Source organism: Streptomyces sp. NPDC107528 (assembly GCF_055639295.1).
In genome coordinates this window covers 85,286-102,351 of the sequence record NZ_JBVKAV010000002.1, presented here as the reverse complement: position 1 = coordinate 102,351, position 17,066 = coordinate 85,286, and the positions used below count along the sequence as shown (strand labels likewise).

The 17,066-nt window shown below is 70.9% G+C and carries 14 protein-coding genes; 6 read left to right on the top strand and 8 right to left on the bottom strand.

Translation table 11 applies throughout. The features are described 5' to 3' along the window. Positions 1 to 63 precede the first annotated feature (63 nt). Positions 64 to 474: a VOC family protein gene (locus tag ACZ7L5_RS05525; RefSeq protein WP_471514648.1), complete on the bottom strand. Its 411-nt coding sequence runs from the start codon at positions 472 to 474 to the stop codon at positions 64 to 66. A gap of 98 nt (positions 475 to 572) precedes the next feature. After that, positions 573 to 1,316, bottom strand: a complete 744-nt coding sequence (locus tag ACZ7L5_RS05520; protein ID WP_471514646.1) for a FadR/GntR family transcriptional regulator — start codon at positions 1,314 to 1,316, stop codon at positions 573 to 575. Positions 1,317 to 1,555: 239 nt separating this feature from the next. Here ACZ7L5_RS05520 and ACZ7L5_RS05515 point away from each other — a divergent pair, with 239 nt between their 5' ends. Genes ACZ7L5_RS05515 through ACZ7L5_RS05495 form a run of 5 tightly spaced genes read left to right on the top strand, consistent with a single transcriptional unit; the run spans position 1,556 to position 8,165 of the window. Next, positions 1,556 to 3,184: an ABC transporter substrate-binding protein gene (locus ACZ7L5_RS05515; RefSeq protein WP_467480835.1), complete on the top strand. Its 1,629-nt coding sequence runs from the start codon at positions 1,556 to 1,558 to the stop codon at positions 3,182 to 3,184. Between the two features lie 10 nt (positions 3,185 to 3,194). Then, on the top strand, positions 3,195 to 4,154 hold the full coding sequence (locus ACZ7L5_RS05510; RefSeq protein ID WP_471514644.1) for an ABC transporter permease: 960 nt from the start codon (positions 3,195 to 3,197) through the stop codon (positions 4,152 to 4,154). Next, the gene (locus tag ACZ7L5_RS05505) at positions 4,151 to 6,181 is read left to right on the top strand and encodes a dipeptide/oligopeptide/nickel ABC transporter permease/ATP-binding protein (RefSeq protein WP_471514642.1); all 2,031 of its coding nucleotides are present in this window, start codon (positions 4,151 to 4,153) and stop codon (positions 6,179 to 6,181) included. Before ACZ7L5_RS05510 ends, ACZ7L5_RS05505 begins: the two co-directional genes overlap by 4 nt. A gap of 29 nt (positions 6,182 to 6,210) precedes the next feature. Further along, positions 6,211 to 7,230, top strand: a complete 1,020-nt coding sequence (locus tag ACZ7L5_RS05500; RefSeq protein WP_471515809.1) for an oligopeptide/dipeptide ABC transporter ATP-binding protein — start codon at positions 6,211 to 6,213, stop codon at positions 7,228 to 7,230. Continuing rightward, a complete protein-coding gene (locus ACZ7L5_RS05495; RefSeq protein ID WP_471515807.1) occupies positions 7,230 to 8,165 on the top strand; it encodes a dihydrodipicolinate synthase family protein in 936 nt (311 codons plus the stop codon). The genes ACZ7L5_RS05500 and ACZ7L5_RS05495 overlap by 1 nt, the downstream gene beginning before the upstream one ends. A 149-nt stretch (positions 8,166 to 8,314) precedes the next feature. Here the strand turns inward: ACZ7L5_RS05495 and ACZ7L5_RS05490 are convergent, their stop codons facing one another. The 4 genes from ACZ7L5_RS05490 to ACZ7L5_RS05475 are packed head-to-tail and all read right to left on the bottom strand — an operon-like array spanning position 8,315 to position 13,606. Further along, positions 8,315 to 9,520, bottom strand: coding sequence for a sialidase family protein (locus ACZ7L5_RS05490; RefSeq protein ID WP_471514640.1), 1,206 nt, complete (start codon positions 9,518 to 9,520; stop codon positions 8,315 to 8,317). A gap of 39 nt (positions 9,521 to 9,559) precedes the next feature. Then, positions 9,560 to 10,219, bottom strand: a complete 660-nt coding sequence (locus ACZ7L5_RS05485; protein WP_328881749.1) for a response regulator transcription factor — start codon at positions 10,217 to 10,219, stop codon at positions 9,560 to 9,562. Further along, complete coding sequence (locus tag ACZ7L5_RS05480; RefSeq protein ID WP_471514637.1) at positions 10,216 to 11,463, bottom strand: sensor histidine kinase; 1,248 nt, start codon at positions 11,461 to 11,463, stop codon at positions 10,216 to 10,218. Before ACZ7L5_RS05480 ends, ACZ7L5_RS05485 begins: the two co-directional genes overlap by 4 nt. A 46-nt stretch (positions 11,464 to 11,509) precedes the next feature. Continuing rightward, positions 11,510 to 13,606, bottom strand: coding sequence for an MMPL family transporter (locus ACZ7L5_RS05475; RefSeq protein ID WP_471514635.1), 2,097 nt, complete (start codon positions 13,604 to 13,606; stop codon positions 11,510 to 11,512). A 207-nt stretch (positions 13,607 to 13,813) separates the two neighbouring features. On the opposite strand from ACZ7L5_RS05475, the gene ACZ7L5_RS05470 reads away from it, so the two are divergent. Further along, the gene (locus tag ACZ7L5_RS05470) at positions 13,814 to 14,314 is read left to right on the top strand and encodes a DUF6234 family protein (protein WP_471514633.1); all 501 of its coding nucleotides are present in this window, start codon (positions 13,814 to 13,816) and stop codon (positions 14,312 to 14,314) included. On the opposite strand, the gene ACZ7L5_RS05465 is transcribed toward ACZ7L5_RS05470, so the two are convergent. Further along, entirely contained in the window at positions 14,206 to 14,904 is a 699-nt protein-coding gene (locus ACZ7L5_RS05465; protein ID WP_328881746.1) for a TerB family tellurite resistance protein, read from the bottom strand. The genes ACZ7L5_RS05470 and ACZ7L5_RS05465 overlap by 109 nt on opposite strands. A 262-nt stretch (positions 14,905 to 15,166) precedes the next feature. Next, entirely contained in the window at positions 15,167 to 16,906 is a 1,740-nt protein-coding gene (gene leuA / locus ACZ7L5_RS05460; protein WP_363044055.1) for a 2-isopropylmalate synthase, read from the bottom strand. Positions 16,907 to 17,066 lie beyond the last annotated feature (160 nt).

Sequence of the window (17,066 nt, the reverse complement as noted above, 5' to 3'; positions counted from 1 at the left end):
ACGCTGCCGGCAAGGGCGGGAGGCAGGGGCAAGGGGTGAGGGGCGGGCCGAGCGGGCCGGGCCTCAGCCCCGCTCCTGGATACGGATCAGGTTGCCCGCCGGGTCGCGGAACGCGCAGTCGCGGATGCCGTACGGCTGGTCGGTCGGCTCCTGGACGACCTCGGCGCCGCTGGCCTGCACCTTCTCGAACGTGTCGTCGACGTTCGCGGTGGCCAGCAGGATCCAGCCGTAAGTGCCCTTGGCCATCATCTCGGCGATCACGCGGCGCTCGTCCTCGGTGACACCGGGGTCGGCGGTGGGGGGTGCGAGGAGGATGGACGTACCGGGCTGGCCGGCGGGGCCGACCGTGATCCAGCGCATCTTGTCCTGACCGACATCGGTACGGACCTCGAAGCCGAGCGCGTCCCGGTAGAAGGCGAGGGAGGCCTCGGGGTCGTCGTGCGGGAGAAAACTGGCGTGAATGCTGATGTCCATGGCGGTCACGCTAGCCGCGTGCGGTTGCGGGCGCTTCTCGATTCCTGACCGGTCAGGATGATTTTCATCGAGCCCGGCAATCCAGCCCGTCCGGCGTTTCAGCCGGCCTCCCGCGACTCCTGCCCCGCCCGCGCCGCGATCCCCCGGAAATGCACCGCCATCGCCCGCTGCGCCCCCTCCACGTCACGGGCCCGCAGCGCCGTCACGATGTCCCGGTGCCGGCCGGCCGTGAGGTCGGGCGAGGGATCGTCGGGCCGGCCCCGGGCTCCGGACACCCGTCGGAAGACCGTCCAGAAGGCGGCAAGCAGCTGCGGCACGAGGTCATTGCCGAGAGACGCGTACAGCAGCTCATGGAATGCGCGGTCGAGGTCGGGAAAGGCCCGCCCCGCCCGACCGGCCGCCTCCATCCGCCCCACGACCGCCTCCAGCCGATCCAGCTCGGCCTCGGTCACCGTCGCCGCGACCCGCCGGATCAGCCCCTCCTCCAGCACCTCCCGCACCTGAAGGATCTCGGCCAGCGCCGCCGAGTCGTCGTGGTCGTGCCGGGCGAGCGTCCGGAACGTCAGCCCGTCGATCAGCGGAGTGAGCGAGGCCTGGCCGACATACGTCCCGTAGCCGTGCCGGATCTCCACGATGTCGAGGGCCTGGAGCGCCTTGAGCGCCTCACGGACGGAGTTGCGGCTGACGCCGAGGTCCTCCATCAGCTCCGCCTCCGTGGGCAGCAGCGCGCCCGCCTGGAGCCTGCGGTCGATGATCAGCTGCATGACCTGCCGCTGGATCCGGCTGTTCCTGGACTCCTCGGACGTACGGCTGTTCCTGGGCTGCCCGGGCATGCGGCGCATCGTACGCGCACCCGGACGTCCCACGTCCCATGTCTGCCCGAACGGCCCCTGACGGGGGGTCAACTCGCGCCATTTCACAGCGCCATTGGTCCGACCTGTGGCAGATGCGCCATTCGTGTGAGATCCCTTGACCGCCCCCATCACCCCACCTATGGTCGCGCTGACCGTCAGGACGTAGGACGTCGTATCTCCTCACACCATCCATCGCCGGAGCACACCACCCCACCGCTGGAGGACCCGTGCGCGACGTGACCCACGACGTGCCGGCGCTGCACCGCCGGTCGTTCCTGAAGTACACCGGCGCGCTGGGCGCGGCCGCCGCCGTCTCCGCGTCGCTGTCGGCCTGTTCGTCGGGGCCCCAGTCCACGAACGAGACCGGCGGAGGCGGTGGCCGGAACCGCACGCTGACGGCGGTCATCGGCTACGGCAACGACGGCAGCTGGGACCCGACCCAGACCGCGTCCGCCTTCTGCATGGCCGCCAACAACCACATCTACGAGGGGCTGCTGGACACCGACCCGATCTCGCGGGAGCCGTACGCCGCGCTCGCGACCCAGGTGCCGGCCGACCCCAACGCCACGACCTGGAAGTTCACCCTGCGGGCGGGCGCGAAGTTCCACGACGGCAAGCCGGTCACGGCCGACGACGTGGTCTTCGTCTTCGACCGGATCCTCGACCCGAAGACCCAGACCCTCGCGAAGGGCTTCTTCGCGAGCTGGCTGAAGGAAGTCCGCAAGATCGACGCGCAGAACGTCGAGCTGGTCCTCAAGTTCCCCTTCCCGGACGGGATTTCGCGGCTCACCCTGGCCAAGATCATGCCGAAGCACGTCTTCTCCCAGCCGGGCGGCTGGGAGGACGCCATCGCGGGCAAGGCGATCGGCTCGGGGCCGTACCGGCAGACCGCGCACCACCCGAAGTCCAACACCACCTTCGAGGCGTATCCCGACTACAACGGCCCGCGCAAGGCGGCCTTCAAGAAGATGAACTGGCTGACGATCGTGGACGCGGCGCCGCGCGTGGCCAGGATCTCGGGTGCCAGTGCGGGTGCGCAGATCGCCGACAACATCCCGTACGCCAACATCGGGCAGTTGGAGGGCGGCGGGCTGACGGTGGCGGGCGGCGCCGGGATGAACAACCTCTTCCTGATGTTCAACACCAAGCACAAGCCCTTCGACGACGTACGCGTCCGCCAGGCGCTGCACTACGCCATCGACACCGGGAAGATGATCGAGGTCGCCCTCAAGGGGCACGGGAAGCCGGCGTCGTCCTTCCTCAACGAGGCCAACCCCAGCTACCGGCGCGCGAAGAGCGTCTACGACTACGACCCCGACAAGGCGAAGGCGCTGCTGAAGGAGGCCGGGGTCAGCGGGCTGAAGATCGAGATCCTGGCCGTCAACGTGAGCTGGATCGTCGACTGTCTGCCGACCGTCAAGGCGTCCTGGGACGCGATCGGCGTCAAGACCACCCTCTCCCCGCAGGAGACGACGGCCGTCTTCACCAAGATGGACCAGAAGCAGGACTACCAGGTGGTCGCCGCCGCATCGAACCCCAACCAGTTCGGCCTCGACGCCGACCTGATCATGCACTACAACTACGGCCCCGAGAACCTGTGGATGCAGTACACGCGGTGGGCCGACAACTCGATCGCCAAGGCGCTCTTCAAGGACATGGACCGGGCGACCCGGGAGCCGGACGCCGAGAAGAAGAAGACGATCGTGCAGGACTACATCGACGTCGTCGCCGAGCAGGCCGTGCTCTACCCGGTCGTCCACAACGAGCTGATGACGGCATGGAACCCCCAGCAGCTCACCGGGATAAGGGCACAGCCGTACCCCGGCATCAACCTCCTCCAGGCCAAGTGGGCCTAGGAGCCCTTCTGTGATCACCGTCGTAAGGATCCTGGCCCGCCGCGTCGCGCTGCTCGTGCCGCTGATGCTGGGCATCGTGCTGTTCGTGTTCCTGGTCATGCGGTTCTCGGACGTCGACCCGGCGTCCGCGTTCTTCCAGGGCGCGAACCCCACCGACCGGCAACTGCACGACTTCCGCGAGGAGAACGGCCTGCTGGACCCCCTCCCGGTCCGCTACGTCGCCTTCATCGGCGACCTGCTCCACGGCGACATGGGCATCAGCGCCCTGACCCGGGCGCCGGTCGTCGACCAGGTCATGACCGCGCTGCCGCTGACCCTCCAGCTCACCTTCCTGGGCCTCGGCATCGCGGTCGTCCTGTCCCTGGCCGGCGGCGTGACGGCCGCCATCTACCGCGACCGTCTGCCCGACCAGATGATCCGGGTCGTCTCCCTCACGGGTGTCGCCGCCCCCGGCTTCTGGCTGGCGCTGCTGATGATCCAGTACCTGGCCGTCGACCTCGGGTGGTTCCCGACCGGCGGCTACATCAACCCGGCGGACTCCTTCACGGGCTGGCTCAAGACCATGACCCTCCCCGCGCTCGCCCTCTCGCTGCCGGTGGCGGCGCAGCTGACGCGGATCGTGCGGACGTCGGTGGTGGAGGAGCTCGACAAGGACTACGTCCGCACGGCGATCGGCAGCGGGCTGCCGCCGCGGGTGGTCGTCGGGCGGAACGTCCTGCGCAACGCGCTCATCAACCCGCTGACGGTCCTCGGTCTGCGCGTCGGCTACCTGCTGGGCGGCGCGGTCGTCATCGAGACGATCTTCTCCCTGCCCGGCATGGGGAAGCTGATGATCGACGCGGTGAAGAACGGTGACCCGGCGGTCGTCCAGGGAGTCGTCCTGACCACGGCGACCGGCTTCGTGGTCGTCAACCTCGTCATCGACATCCTGTACCTGCTGGTCAACCCGCGCCTGCGGGAGGCGACATGACGTTCAACCGCAAGCGTCTCGCCGAGGCGCTGTCCCGGCCCGGCATCCGGCTGCGCGGCTGGCGGCGGCTGCCGCTGCTGTCGAAGGTCGCCGTCTGCTTCCTGGCGGTCGTGGTCCTGACCGCCCTGCTCGCCCCGGTCCTCGCCCCGCACGACCCGCTCGACCAGCAGCCGCCGATCGACGGCACCGGGCATCCGTCCGCCGAGCACTGGATGGGCCAGGACAGCCTCGGCCGGGACATCCTCAGCCGGCTGATGTACGGCGCCCGCTGGTCCCTTGCGATCGGGCTCGGCGCGACCGGGCTCGCGCTCGTCGTCGGCGCCCTGATCGGCGCGATCGCGGCGACCTCACGCAAGGCGGTCGACGAGACGCTGATGCGCTGCCTGGACGTGGTGATGGCGTTCCCGGGCATCGCGCTGGCCGCCGTGCTCGTCGCCGTCTTCGGCGGCGGGATCACCGTCCTGATCTGCGCGATCGCCTTCCTCTTCACGCCGCCGGTGGCCCGAGTCGTGCGGGCGAACGTCCTCGACCAGTACGGCGAGGACTATGTGACGGCGGAACGGGTGATCGGCGCCCGCACCCCGCACATCGTCATCAAGCACGTGGCGATCAACTGCGCCGCCCCGGTGCTGGTGTTCTGCACGGTCCAGGTGGCCGAGGCGATCGTCTTCGAGGCGTCGCTGTCCTTCATCGGCGCCGGCGTCCGTCCCCCCGACCCCTCCTGGGGCAGTGTCATCGCGGACGGCAAGAACATGGTGCTCACCGGCGGCTGGTGGGCGACCGTCTTCCCCGGCCTGCTGATGCTGGTGACGGTGCTCTGCCTGAACATCCTCTCCGAGGGCGTCTCGGACGCGTGGGCGGCGCCCTCGGCTCGCGAGGTCGACGTACGGAAGCACGACGACCGCCTCGAAGCGCCGGAGCCGGGCAGCGGTGAGGTACTGCAGCTGCCGGGGCTGACGGAGGCCGCGGCGCGGCTGCGGGCACGGGCGCGGCCGTTGCCGCAGGGGCAGCTGCCGGTGCTCGCGGTGGAGCACCTGGCGATCGGGTTCGAGGGCCGGCACGACGGCGTGGACATCGTCGACGGCATCAGCTTCGAGGTGCAGCCGGGTGAGGTGCTGGGGCTGGTCGGCGAGTCGGGCTGCGGCAAGTCGCTCACCGCCCTCGCGGTGATGGGCCTGGAGCCGAAGGGCACCCGGGTGCGCGGCCATGTCCGGTTCAACCAGCGGCAGTTGGTGGGCGAGCCGATGCGGGTGCGCCGCAAGCTGCTGGGCCACGAGATGGCGATGATCTACCAGGACGCCCTGTCGTCCCTGAACCCGGCGATGACGATCCGCTCCCAGCTCAAGCAGGTCGTACGCCGCGGAGGCCACCGCAGCCCCCACGAACTCCTGGGGCTGGTCGGCCTCGACCCCGACCGCACCCTGCGCAGCTACCCGCACGAACTCTCCGGCGGTCAGCGCCAGCGCGTCCTGATCGCCATGGCCCTGTCCCGCGACCCCAAGCTGATCGTCGCCGACGAGCCGACGACCGCGCTGGACGTCACCGTGCAGGCGCAGATCATAGAGCTGCTGCTGAGGCTGCGGGAGGAACTGGGCTTCGCCCTGATCCTCGTCTCGCACGACCTCGCACTGATCGCGGACGTCACCGACCGGGTGGTCGTGATGTACGGCGGCCAGATCGTCGAGACCGGCGTGACCGCCGACCTGGTGGAGGCGCCGGCGCACCACTACACGCGGGGCCTGCTCGGCAGCGTGCTGTCGCTGGAGTCGGCACAGGAGCGGATGACACAGATCAAAGGCGTCGTCCCCTCCCCCGCCGACTTCCCGGCGGGCTGCCGTTTCGCGGACCGCTGTCCGCTGGCGAGCGAGGTGTGCCGGACGACGCCGCCCGACCTGGTGGGAACACCGACTCATACGGCGGCCTGCCATCACCCGGCGATCGTGCTGGCGCCGACAGACCGCTCGGGCTGCATTCTCCCGGGGGACAACCCCCGGACCCCCAGCAGAAAGGCAGGTCAGCTGGAATGACCGGCGCGAACTTCGCGACGCATGCCCATGTGAACGCGCTGGTGGAGCTCTCGGACGCGCACGTCGTGCACAAGGCGCGCAGCGGCGGGCTGTTCACCCGGGACAAGGTGTACGCCCTGACCGGCGCCGATCTCGTCATCGCGCCCGGCGAGACGGTGGGCGTGGTCGGCGAGTCGGGGTGCGGCAAGTCGACGCTGGCGAAGGTGCTGGTGGGGGTGCAGCGCCCGACGTCGGGCACGGTGTCCCTGCGGGGACGCGACCTGTGGACGATGTCACCGGCCGAACGCAGGACGGCGGTGGGCGCCGGCACCGGGATGATCTTCCAGGACCCGTCGACGGCACTGAACAGGCGCCTGACGGTCCGGCAGATCCTGCGGGACCCGCTGGACGTGCACGACCGGGGCACGAGGAGCGAACGCGAGGACCGGGTCAGGGAGCTGATGTCCCTGGTCGGCCTCCCGCGCGCCCTGACGGACGCCTTTCCCGGCCAGCTCTCCGGCGGCCAGCGCCAACGCGTGGCCATCGCCCGCGCCCTGGCCCTGGACCCCGACCTCGTGGTGGCGGACGAACCGACGAGCGCGCTGGACGTGTCGGTGCGGGCGCAGATCCTGAACCTCCTCCTCGACCTGAAGGAACGGCTGGGCCTCGCCCTGGTCTTCGTCTCGCACGACATCCAGACGGTACGCCGGATGAGCGACCGCGTGATCACGATGTACCTGGGCCGGATCGTCGAGGAGGCCCGGGCGACCGGCGTCACCGACGGTTCCCGGCACCCGTACACCCGCGCCCTCTTCTCGGCGACCCCGGGCCTGCTCGACCCCATCGACCCGATCCCGCTGGTCGGCCCGGTCCCCTCCGCGACGCGTCCGCCGAGCGGGTGCCCCTTCCGCACGCGATGCTGGAAGGCGGACGAGGTGTGCGCCGAGGCGATGCCGGACTTCTCGGCCGCGTCAACGCCCGAGCACCGTTACAGGTGCCACCATCCAGTGGAGGAGGGCGAGGCCACGCGCGACCTCGTACGACAGAGCCACAGTTCCAGGGAGCCTTGATCATGAACCCCACCCCGCTCACCGGTGTCATCCCGCCCGTCTGCACGCCCCTGACACCGGACCGCGAGGTGGACGTCCCGTCCCTGCTCAGGCTGGTCGACCACCTCATGGAGGCCGGGGTGCACGGCCTGTTCGTGCTCGGCTCGACGTCGGAGGCGGCGTATCTGACGGACACGCAGCGGCGGGTCGTGGTGGAGACGGTGGCCGGGCATGTCGAGGGCCGGCTCCCGGTGCTGGCCGGAGTGATCGACATGACCACGCCTCGGGTTCTGGACCACGTACGCGAGGTCACGCGGGCGGGTGCGGACGCGGTGGTCGCCACGGCGCCCTTCTACGCCCGGACCCACCCCGCCGAGATCGCCCGCCACTACCGCCTGATCGCCGCCGCGTGCCCCGTCCCCGTGGTGGCGTACGACCTCCCGGCCGCGGTCCACGCCAAACTCCCCGGCGACGTCATCCTGGACCTGGCCGCCGAGGGCGCCCTGGCCGGCCTGAAGGACTCCAGCGGCGACCTCGCCGCCTTCCGCGAGGTCGTCATCGGCGCCCGCACCCGGTCCGACATCACCGGCTTCAGCGTCCTGACCGGCTCGGAACTCATCGCCGACGCCGCGCTGGCGGTGGGGGCGGACGGGGCGGTGCCGGGGCTCGCGAACGTCGACCCGCGGGGGTACGTCCGCCTCTTCGAGCTGTGCCGGGCCGGGGACTGGGAGTTGGCCCGGGCCGAGCAGGAGCGGTTGTGCGGGCTGTTCGGGATGGTGACCGTCGGGGATCCCGGGCGGATGGGGGGTTCGTCGGCGGCGTTGGGGGCGTTCAAGGCGGCGCTGCATCTGCGGGGGGTGATCGACTGCGCGGCGACGGCGGAGCCGCAGGTGGCGTTGTCGCCGGAGGAGGTTGAGCGGGTGGGGAAGTTCTTGGCGGGGGCGGGGTTGCTGTAGGGAGTTCCTCGCCCCCGCCGCCCCTACCCGTCCCGTCCCTGGGGGCTGCCGCCCCCAGACCCCCGCTTCGGCCTGAACGGCCTCGTCCTCAAACGCCGGACGGGCTGAAAAACAGCCCCTCCGGCGTTTGAGGAGCGGGGGCGAAAAACCTACTCCAGCTCCGCCGTCGGCAACCTACGGAACTCGACCGTCTCGTAAGTCCCCTCCACCCCCGTCTCATACAGAATCCCGACCACCCGCCGCCCCAACGGCACCAGATCCGAGTACCCCGCCCGCTGCTGAGACAGCGTCAGCGCCTTCGTGAAGGTCGCCCCGCCATCCGCACTCCGCCACACGGCCATCGATTGGCGCACGGTGGGCACGGAGGGACCGGAGAACAGCAACGCGCCCCGAGAACCCGCGAGTTGGAGGACACTGCCCTCCACCACCGGCACCTCGTTCAACGCCGGCTGAACCGTGTACGGCCGGTCCAACGTCTCCCCACCGTCACTGGAGTGACTGTCGAGCCGATTCCCGGCACTCGTGCCGTGCTGGTCCCGGGCGTTGAAGTACAGCCTGCCGTCGGGAAGTTCGGCCGCGGTGGACTCGTTCGCGTTGCTGAAACCGTCGTACGAGTCGTCGACGAACCCCATCCGCCAGGAACGCCCGCCGTCGTCGCTGTAGATGGCATGCGCGCCGTAGTACTTGGGCTCCTGCCCGGTGTCCCCGGACCCCGGCGCCGGCGCAACCGAGTGGTTCGACGGGACGACCAGCCGCCCCGCGTGCGGACCGTGCCGCAGCGTGATCGCGTGACCGGGCCCCGTGGCGTACCAGCGCCAGTTCGACGGCTTCACCTGGCCCGTGATGTCCCGCGGGGAGGAGAAATGGCGGCCGTCGTCGGCGCTTCGCTGCACGAACACCCGCCGGCTCTGCTCCGGCGTCGCCTCGCCCCGCATGATCTGCGCCTCCGTCACATCCCCGCTGTTGTAGGAGGTGACCAGCACGACCGCGCCGGTGCGCGGGTCGACCACGGGAGCGGGATTGCCCCGCGTGTCCCCGTCCCCCGAGGCGACCACGGCCTGCGGGCCCCAGGTGCAGCCGCCGTCGAGGGAGCGTCTGAGGACGACATCGATGTCACCGGTGTCGCCCGCCCCGTCGTGCCGGCCCTCGGCGAAGGCCAGGACCGTGCCGCGCGGGGTCGTGACCGTCGCCGGGATGCGGTACGTGTCGTAGCCGCCCTCGCCCGAGACGTAGGGGACGGAGGACGTGCAGCCGGCCTCGCCCGCCGAGGCGTTGCCGGCCGTGACCAGTGGGGTGGTCAGGAGTACTGCGGTGACTAGGTACGTACGACTGAGTGTGCGCCTCAGGATGGCCATCGAGCTCCTTTGACGGAGGGTCAGACATTGCCCTGTCCGTCACAGGATCCCCGGTGTCACCATCCCTGACTCATAGGCCACGATGACCAACTGCGCCCGGTCCCGGGCGCCCAGCTTCCCCATGATGCGGCTGACGTGTGTCTTCGCCGTCAGCGGGCTGAGCCCCAATGCTTCCGCGATTTCCGTGTTGTTGAGCCCGCGGGCGACCAGCGTCAGCACTTCGCGTTCACGTTCGGACAGGCAATCGGGTCCGCCGGCGGTGGGCGCGGAAGGGCTGCGCAGGAACCGCTCGATCAGCCGTGCGGTCGGCCCCGGCGACAGCAGCGCCTCCCCCGCGGCCACCGTGCGGATGGCGTCGAGCAGTTCGGCCGGGCGAGTGTCCTTGACCAGGAATCCGGAGGCGCCGGCGCGCAGCGCGTCCACGATGTTCTCGTCGGTGTCGTAGGTGGTGAGGACCAGGACGCGCACCCCCGCCAGGTCCTCGTCGGCCGCGATGAGGCGGGTCGCCTCGATGCCGTCGAGGTCGGGCATGCGGATGTCCATCACGACGAGGTCGGCGCGGGTGCCACGGGCGAGTTCCGCGGCCTCCCTGCCGGTGGCCGCCTGACCGACGACCTCCATGTCGGGGGCCGACTCGACCAGCATGGCGAACGCCTCGCGCACGAGCGTCTGGTCGTCGGCGAGCAGGACGCGGATCATCTCTCTCCTCCCCGGTCGCTCCCGACAGGCAGTACGGCGCTCACCCGGAATCCCCCCTCGTCGCCCGGCCCGGCGTCGAGTGTGCCACCCACGCTGCGGGCCCGCTCCCGCATGCCTACGAGGCCGTAGCCGGGGACGGATGTGGTGGAGCCGGGGGCGGGGCGCCTCCCGTCGTCGGTGACCGACACGCGCAGGGCGCCCTGCTCCTCGTACAGCTCGACCCGTACGGCGGGTTCGGGACCCGCGTGCCGGACGACGTTCGTCAGCGCTTCCTGCACGATCCGGTACGCGGCCGCCCCGACGGCGGGCGGCGCCTCCCCCACCCGCACCTCCGACGCCACCCGTGCCCCGGCCAGCCGCGCCGCCGCCACCAGGTCCGGCACCCCGTCGATCCCGGGCAGCGGGCCGCGTGCCTCGCCCACCGCGCCCTGCTCGCGCAGGAGTTCCAGCGTCGTACGCAGCTCGCCGCGCGCCGTGCGGCAGGTCCCGGCGATGTCGTCGAGCGACTTGGCGATCGCCTCGCGGTTCAGCCGCTCGGGGTCGGCGGCCAGGACGTGCGCGGCCACCGATGTCTGCACGCCGATGAGCGTGATGCTGTGGGCGAGCAGGTCGTGCAGGTCACGGGCGATGCGCAGGCGTTCCTCGGCGACCCGGCGGCGGGCCTCCTCCTCGCGGGTGCGTTCGGCGCGCTCGGCGCGCTCGACGATGGCGGCGACGTACTGGCGGTAGTAGCGCACGTCGATGCCGCAGAAGAGGAACGCGAAGACCCAGCCGGAGATCCGCAGGATCTCCACCGTCCCGTCGGGGTTGGTGAGGGCGTTGAGGATCAGTGTCACGCCGAGGGCGGCGGCGCCGGTGAGCAGCGTGCGGCGCACCGTGCCGGTCGCCGCGACCGTGTACAGCACCACCATGGTCGCGAGGATGGGCGCGGCATGGTTGTTCTCCAGGGCGTGGTACGGGGCGATGCAGACCATCGCCGCCAGCAGGACCAGCAGCGGCCGGTGGCGCCGCCAGACCAGGGGCACGTGGGCGGCGAGCAGCAGGGTCCAGCCGAGCGCGTCGGGGCGCAGCCCCTTGTCGCCGAGCAGGGCCATGGCCGTGGCGAGAACGGCCCAGGCCACGGCCAGCAGCGCGTCGTTGCGTGTGCGGTGCGGGGCGGTGAGGGGGTCGCGGTTGATCGCCGCCATGACCCGCTCGCCGATGCGGGACCGGGCCGCTGTCGTGGTTGGCTGCACGGTGTTCATCTTCCGTGACGAGGGCGCCCCTCCGGCAGGGAGGGGCGCCGGTCGGTCAGGACACGGAGACGGCCACGTGCTCCGGTTCCTTCGGCGGGACCGGTGGCCGGGGTCCCTCGGGTGCGCGGGAGAGCCGGCCCGGCCACCACATCCTGCGCCCCAGTGCCACGCTCGCGCTGGTGACCAGGTAGGTGCGGACCAGGAAGGTGTCCAGCAGCACGCCGACGGCGATGACGAAGCCCAGCTCGACGAGTTGGACGAGCGGCATGCTGGTGAGCACCGCGAAGGTGGCGGCGAGGACGAGCCCGGCGGAGGCGATGACGCCGCCCGTGGTGCGCAGCGCGGTGAGCGCGGCCGACGCCGGTTCGGCGCCGTTCAGGCACTCCTCGCGCATCCGGTGCATCAGGAAGATGCCGTAGTCGACGCCGAGGGCCACCAGGAACACGAACGAGAGCAGCCCGAGTCCGGGATCGGTGCCTTCGAAGCCGAAGAGCGGCCCGAAGACGAGCCCGCCGATGCCGAGCGCCGCGCCCCACACGGCGACCACGGCCGCCACCAGGATCAGCGGCGCGACCAGCGAGCGCAGCAGGGCGACCAGGATCAGCAGCACGGACAGCAGCACGATCGGTACGACGACCAGACGGTCGCGGGCGTTGGTGTCCTTCAGGTCGATCTGCTCGGCGCTCGGCCCGCCGACGTAGGAGCCGTCGAGCTTGTCGCGCAGGGCCTCGATGGTGGCGGTCTCCCCGGCGGACTGGGGTGTCGCGGTGGCGAGGACGGAGATCTCCGTCCAGCCGTTTCCGGTACGGCCTTCCTGCGCGCTGTCGACGCCTTCGGTGCCGCGGACCGACGCGAGCGTCCCGGCGGCGCGGCCCTCCCGCGTGATGACGGTGATGGGCTGGGTGCCGCGCTCGGGGTAGGCCTTGCCGAGCGTCTCCATGGCGGCGACCGCGTCGGGCTTGCTGGTGAAGGAGTCCTCCTGCTTGAGGGTGCCGGGCAGGTTCAGGGCGCCGAGCGCGAGCGCGCCGAGCAGGACCGCGCCGCCCGCGAGGACGGTCAGGGGCCGGCGTCCGGCGGAGCTGCCCATCGCCGTGAACAGGGACCGGCGGGCCTTGGGCATGCTGCCGTAGCGGGGCACGAGCGGCCAGAACACGCGCCGGCCGAGCAGCACGAGGATCGCGGGCAGCAGCGTCAGCATGGCGGCCAGCGCGCACAGCACGCCGACGGTGCCGAGCGGGCCCATGCCGCGGCTGGAGTTGAGGTCGGCGGCGAGCAGGCACAGCAGTCCGGCGGCGACGGTGCCGGAGGAGGCGAGCACGGCGGGCCCGCAGCCCTTGAGCGCGGCCACCATGGCGTCGTAGGGCCGCTCGATCCGCCGTAGTTCTTCCCGGTACCGGGAGACGAGCAGCAGCGCGTAGTCGGTGCCCGCCCCGAACACGAGGATCGTCATGATCCCGGAGCTCTGGCCGGAAACGGACGTTCCGAACCCCTGGTTGAGGCCGTAGGCGACGCCCATCGACAGATAGTCGGCCATGCCCGCGACGGCGAGCGGGACGAGCCACAGGAACGGGCTGCGGTAGATGAGGATCAGCAGCAGCGCGACCACGGCGGCCGTGGTGTACAGCAGGGGTCCGTCGAGCGAGTTGTAGACCTCGCTCGCGTCCGTGGCGAGCGCGCCCGCCCCGCCGACGTCGACGTTCAGCCCGTCGCTGCCCTTCGCGATGTCCCGCACGGAGTTGACCAGTGCGTCCCGGGCGTCCTCGTCCTGCCCCGGTTCGGTGCTGGCGACCGGGTACATCAGGGTGCTGCCGTCCTGGGACGGAATGCCTTCGGGTTTCCCGGTGAGCCGATGGACCCCCGCGATCCGCTCGATCTGATCGGCGGCGCTCGCCCTGTCCCCCGCGCTCAGCCCGCCGTCCCGGTGATAGACGACCACCATCTCGGTGGCCTCGCCACCCGGCAGCCGGTCCTCGATCTTCGCCACCTGCGTGGAGTCGGCGCTCGCCGGCAGGTAGTCGACGGCACGGTCCCGCTGCACGTCCGCCAGCTTCGACGCGAACGGCGACGCCAGCGCCAGCACCGCGATCCACAACCCGAGCACGAGCCAGGGCACGGCCCGCCGCCGTCGTGCACTTGTCCTTGCGGCCCCCATGAGACGGGCCTCCCTCCGGATCGGGTGTCTGGGTCGCTTCCAGACTCCCGGCGCGGGAAGGCCGATTCGTCGGGCGGGAGGGCGAGTTGGGGCCTACTGCCGCGGGCGGCACGACGGGGCGATTACTCCCTGGGGAGTACCGCGGAACACCACGCCTGAGCATCCGTACTCAGGTGCCGGCCCTGCTCTCGGGCCATGCTGACCCTCATGACCGCCCCTGTCGGCCTCCCGCACTTCCGCGGTGCCGACGTGCCGCCCCCGCCCACCGGACGCCGACAGCTGCCCGTCGCGGCGGACATCGCCCTGGCGGCCGGGCTGCTGGTCCTCGACGTCATCGGGGCAGTCGCGGCCTTCCTGGCAGGCATCGACGTCAGCGGCGACTGGAGGCCGTTCGACCCGGGCGCGGACAACTCCGACGTCACGTTCGGGTTCACCTGGCTCTACGTGGGCGTCGCCGGCGGCGTCGTGCTGTTGACGGCCGCACCGCTCCTCCGGCTCCGCGCCGTCGTCAGCGCCGGACTACAGGTGCTCGTGGCCACGGCCGTGCTGGTCGTCGCCGTGAGTGGCGCCCGGTTCGACGACGGTCGTGACGCCGGGGGCTACGACGGCGTCCGGGCCGCCGCTGCCAGCAGCCTCGTCACGTCCTCGGCGCAGATGGTGAGGGCGGAGCCGACCGTCGCGAGGACGTCTCGTTCGGCGGGGGTGTAGGGGCCGTCGGCCAGGGCGATGCGGGCGCCCTGGAGGAGGATCGATTCGCGGCCGGGCGGCGCGAGGTGGGGGGCCAGCGGGTCCAGGGCCTCGTGGAGCTCTATGGCCAGACCGGCACCGCAGGGCTCGGAGAAGACCCGCCCGGTGTCCGCGGCCAGGGCCTCGACCAGGGCGTTGAGCTGCTCCTCCGTGCAGTCGTCGAAGCCGGCCGCCCGCACCGTGGCCGCGGCGGCCTCCAGGGACGGACGGGCACAGGTGCCGCCGGCGGCCAGCACCGCGAGGGCGACGGTGTGGACGGCGTCCCGGAGCATCGCTGAGAAGCGGGTGGTGGTGGGGTGGTCGAGGACGTCGGTGCCGAAGTGACGTTGGCAGGCCGCACACTCCACGACCGGGGCGGTCTCGCCGCGCGGCAGGACCGGCACACCGAGCAGGGTGAAGCGGCGGTGCCCGGTCAGCCGCTGGTAGTTGCGGTCACCCCCGCAGCCCGGGCAGAAGAACTCGCCGTCACCGACGGCCGACCATGCGGTGCGGGTGCCCAGAATGCGCGCAAGCCTGGCGGCACGGCCGTCTTGTCCCCGTCCTGGCAGCACGTCGCACCTCCGTAACCCCGCGGCAACATCGCCGCGCTTGCGTGATGTTAGCCACATCATGGAGGCAGAGTCAGCACCCCGGACGAGACCTTTCCGTGACCTGCACAGGTCAATGGCCGAAAACGGACGGACCCCGCCCACCCGAAAAGAGTGAACGGGGGCCTCTGAACGCCGGGCGCGACAACGCCCTCAAGGGGCGCGGGGAACTGCGCGACAAGCCACGACGGCGCGGCAGCCGATCGACAACCCCTCGCGGCACTTCCTACTGCGGCACCCCCGCGGAGCGCCCCGCCCGGTTGACGGCCGACACGACCGCCTTCAGCGACGCACGCGTGGTGTTCGCGTCGATGCCGATCCCCCACAGGACCTTGCCGTCGATCGCGCACTCGATGTACGACGCGGCCTGCGCCGACGCACCCTCGCTCATCGTGTGCTCCTGGTAGTCCAGCAGCCGTACGTCGATGCCGATGGACTGCAGGGCGTCGAAGAAGGCCGAGATCGGACCGTTGCCGGTACCGGACAGGACCGTGTCGACGCCGTCGACCGTCGCCTCCACCTTCAGCGTGTCCACGCCGTCCGTGTCCGTCGTCGACTGACCGTTCTTGACCTGGATCCGACCCCACGGGTTCTCCGGGTTCGGCAGGTACTCGTCCTGGAACACCGACCAGATGTCACCGCCGGTGACCTCGCCGCCCTCGGCGTCCGTCTTGGCCTGGATCAGCTTGGAGAACTCGATCTGCATCCGGCGCGGCAGGTCCAGCTTGTGGTCGTTCTTCAGGACGTAGGCGATACCGCCCTTGCCGGACTGCGAGTTGACGCGGATGACGGCCTCGTAGGAGCGGCCGACGTCCTTCGGGTCGATCGGCAGGTACGGCACGGCCCACTCGATGTCGTCGACGGTGACGCCCTTCGCGGCCGCGTCGGCCTCCATGGCGTCGAAGCCCTTCTTGATGGCGTCCTGGTGGGAGCCGGAGAAGGACGTGTAGACCAGGTCGCCCACGTACGGGTGGCGCGGGTGGACCTCCATCTGGTTGCAGTACTCCCACGTGCGACGGATCTCGTCGATGTCGGAGAAGTCGATCTGCGGGTCGACGCCCTGCGAGAACAGGTTCATGCCCAGGGTGACCAGGTCGACGTTGCCGGTGCGCTCGCCCTGCCCGAACAGACAGCCCTCGATGCGGTCGGCGCCGGCCATCAGCGCCAGCTCGGCGGCGGCCACGGCCGTACCCCGGTCGTTGTGCGGGTGGACCGACAGGCAGACGTACTCGCGGCGGGACAGGTTGCGGCCCATCCACTCGAACCGGTCCGCGTGGGTGGACGGTGTCGAACGCTCCACCGTGGCGGGCAGGTTGAGGATGATCTCGCGGCCCGGACCGGGCTGGTAGACGTCCATCACCGCCTCGCAGACCTCCAGGGCGAAGTCCAGCTCGGTGTCGGTGAAGATCTCGGGGCTGTACTGGTAGCCGAACTCCGTCTCCGGGCCCAGCAGCTTCTCCGCGTACTCGACGACCAGCCGCGTGCCGTCGACGGCGATCTGCTTGATGTCGTCCTTGGAGCCGCGGAACACCACCCGGCGGAAGACGGGGGCGGTGGCGTTGTACAGGTGGACGGTGGCCCGCTTGGCGCCCTTCAGGGACTCCACGGTCCGCTCGATCAGGTCCTCGCGGGCCTGGGTCAGTACGGAGATGGTGACGTCGTCGGGGATCGCCTCGGGGTCCTCGATGATCGACCGCACGAAGTCGAAGTCCGTCTGGCCCGACGCCGGGAAGCCGACCTCGATCTCCTTGTAGCCCATCTTGACCAGCTGGTCGAACATCCGGCGCTTGCGCTCGGGCGACATCGGGTCGATCAGGGCCTGGTTGCCGTCACGCAGATCGGTGGAGAGCCAGCGGGGGGCGGCGGTGACACGCTTCTGGGGCCAGGTGCGGTCCGGGATGTCGACCTGCTCGTAGCGGCCGTACTTGTGGATCGGCATGGAACTGGGCTGCTGGCGATTCGCCATAATGCTTCGGGCTCCTCAGGATGTCCGGAAGGACGGCCGACGACGCAACGCCAAGCTCCGCGGGGAGGGAGTCGACCTGGACTACAGGCCCTCGCCGCGGCAGCTAAGAAGAAGCAGCCCGAAACGCATGATGCGAAGCATGCTAGCCGAGCCGCTCCCC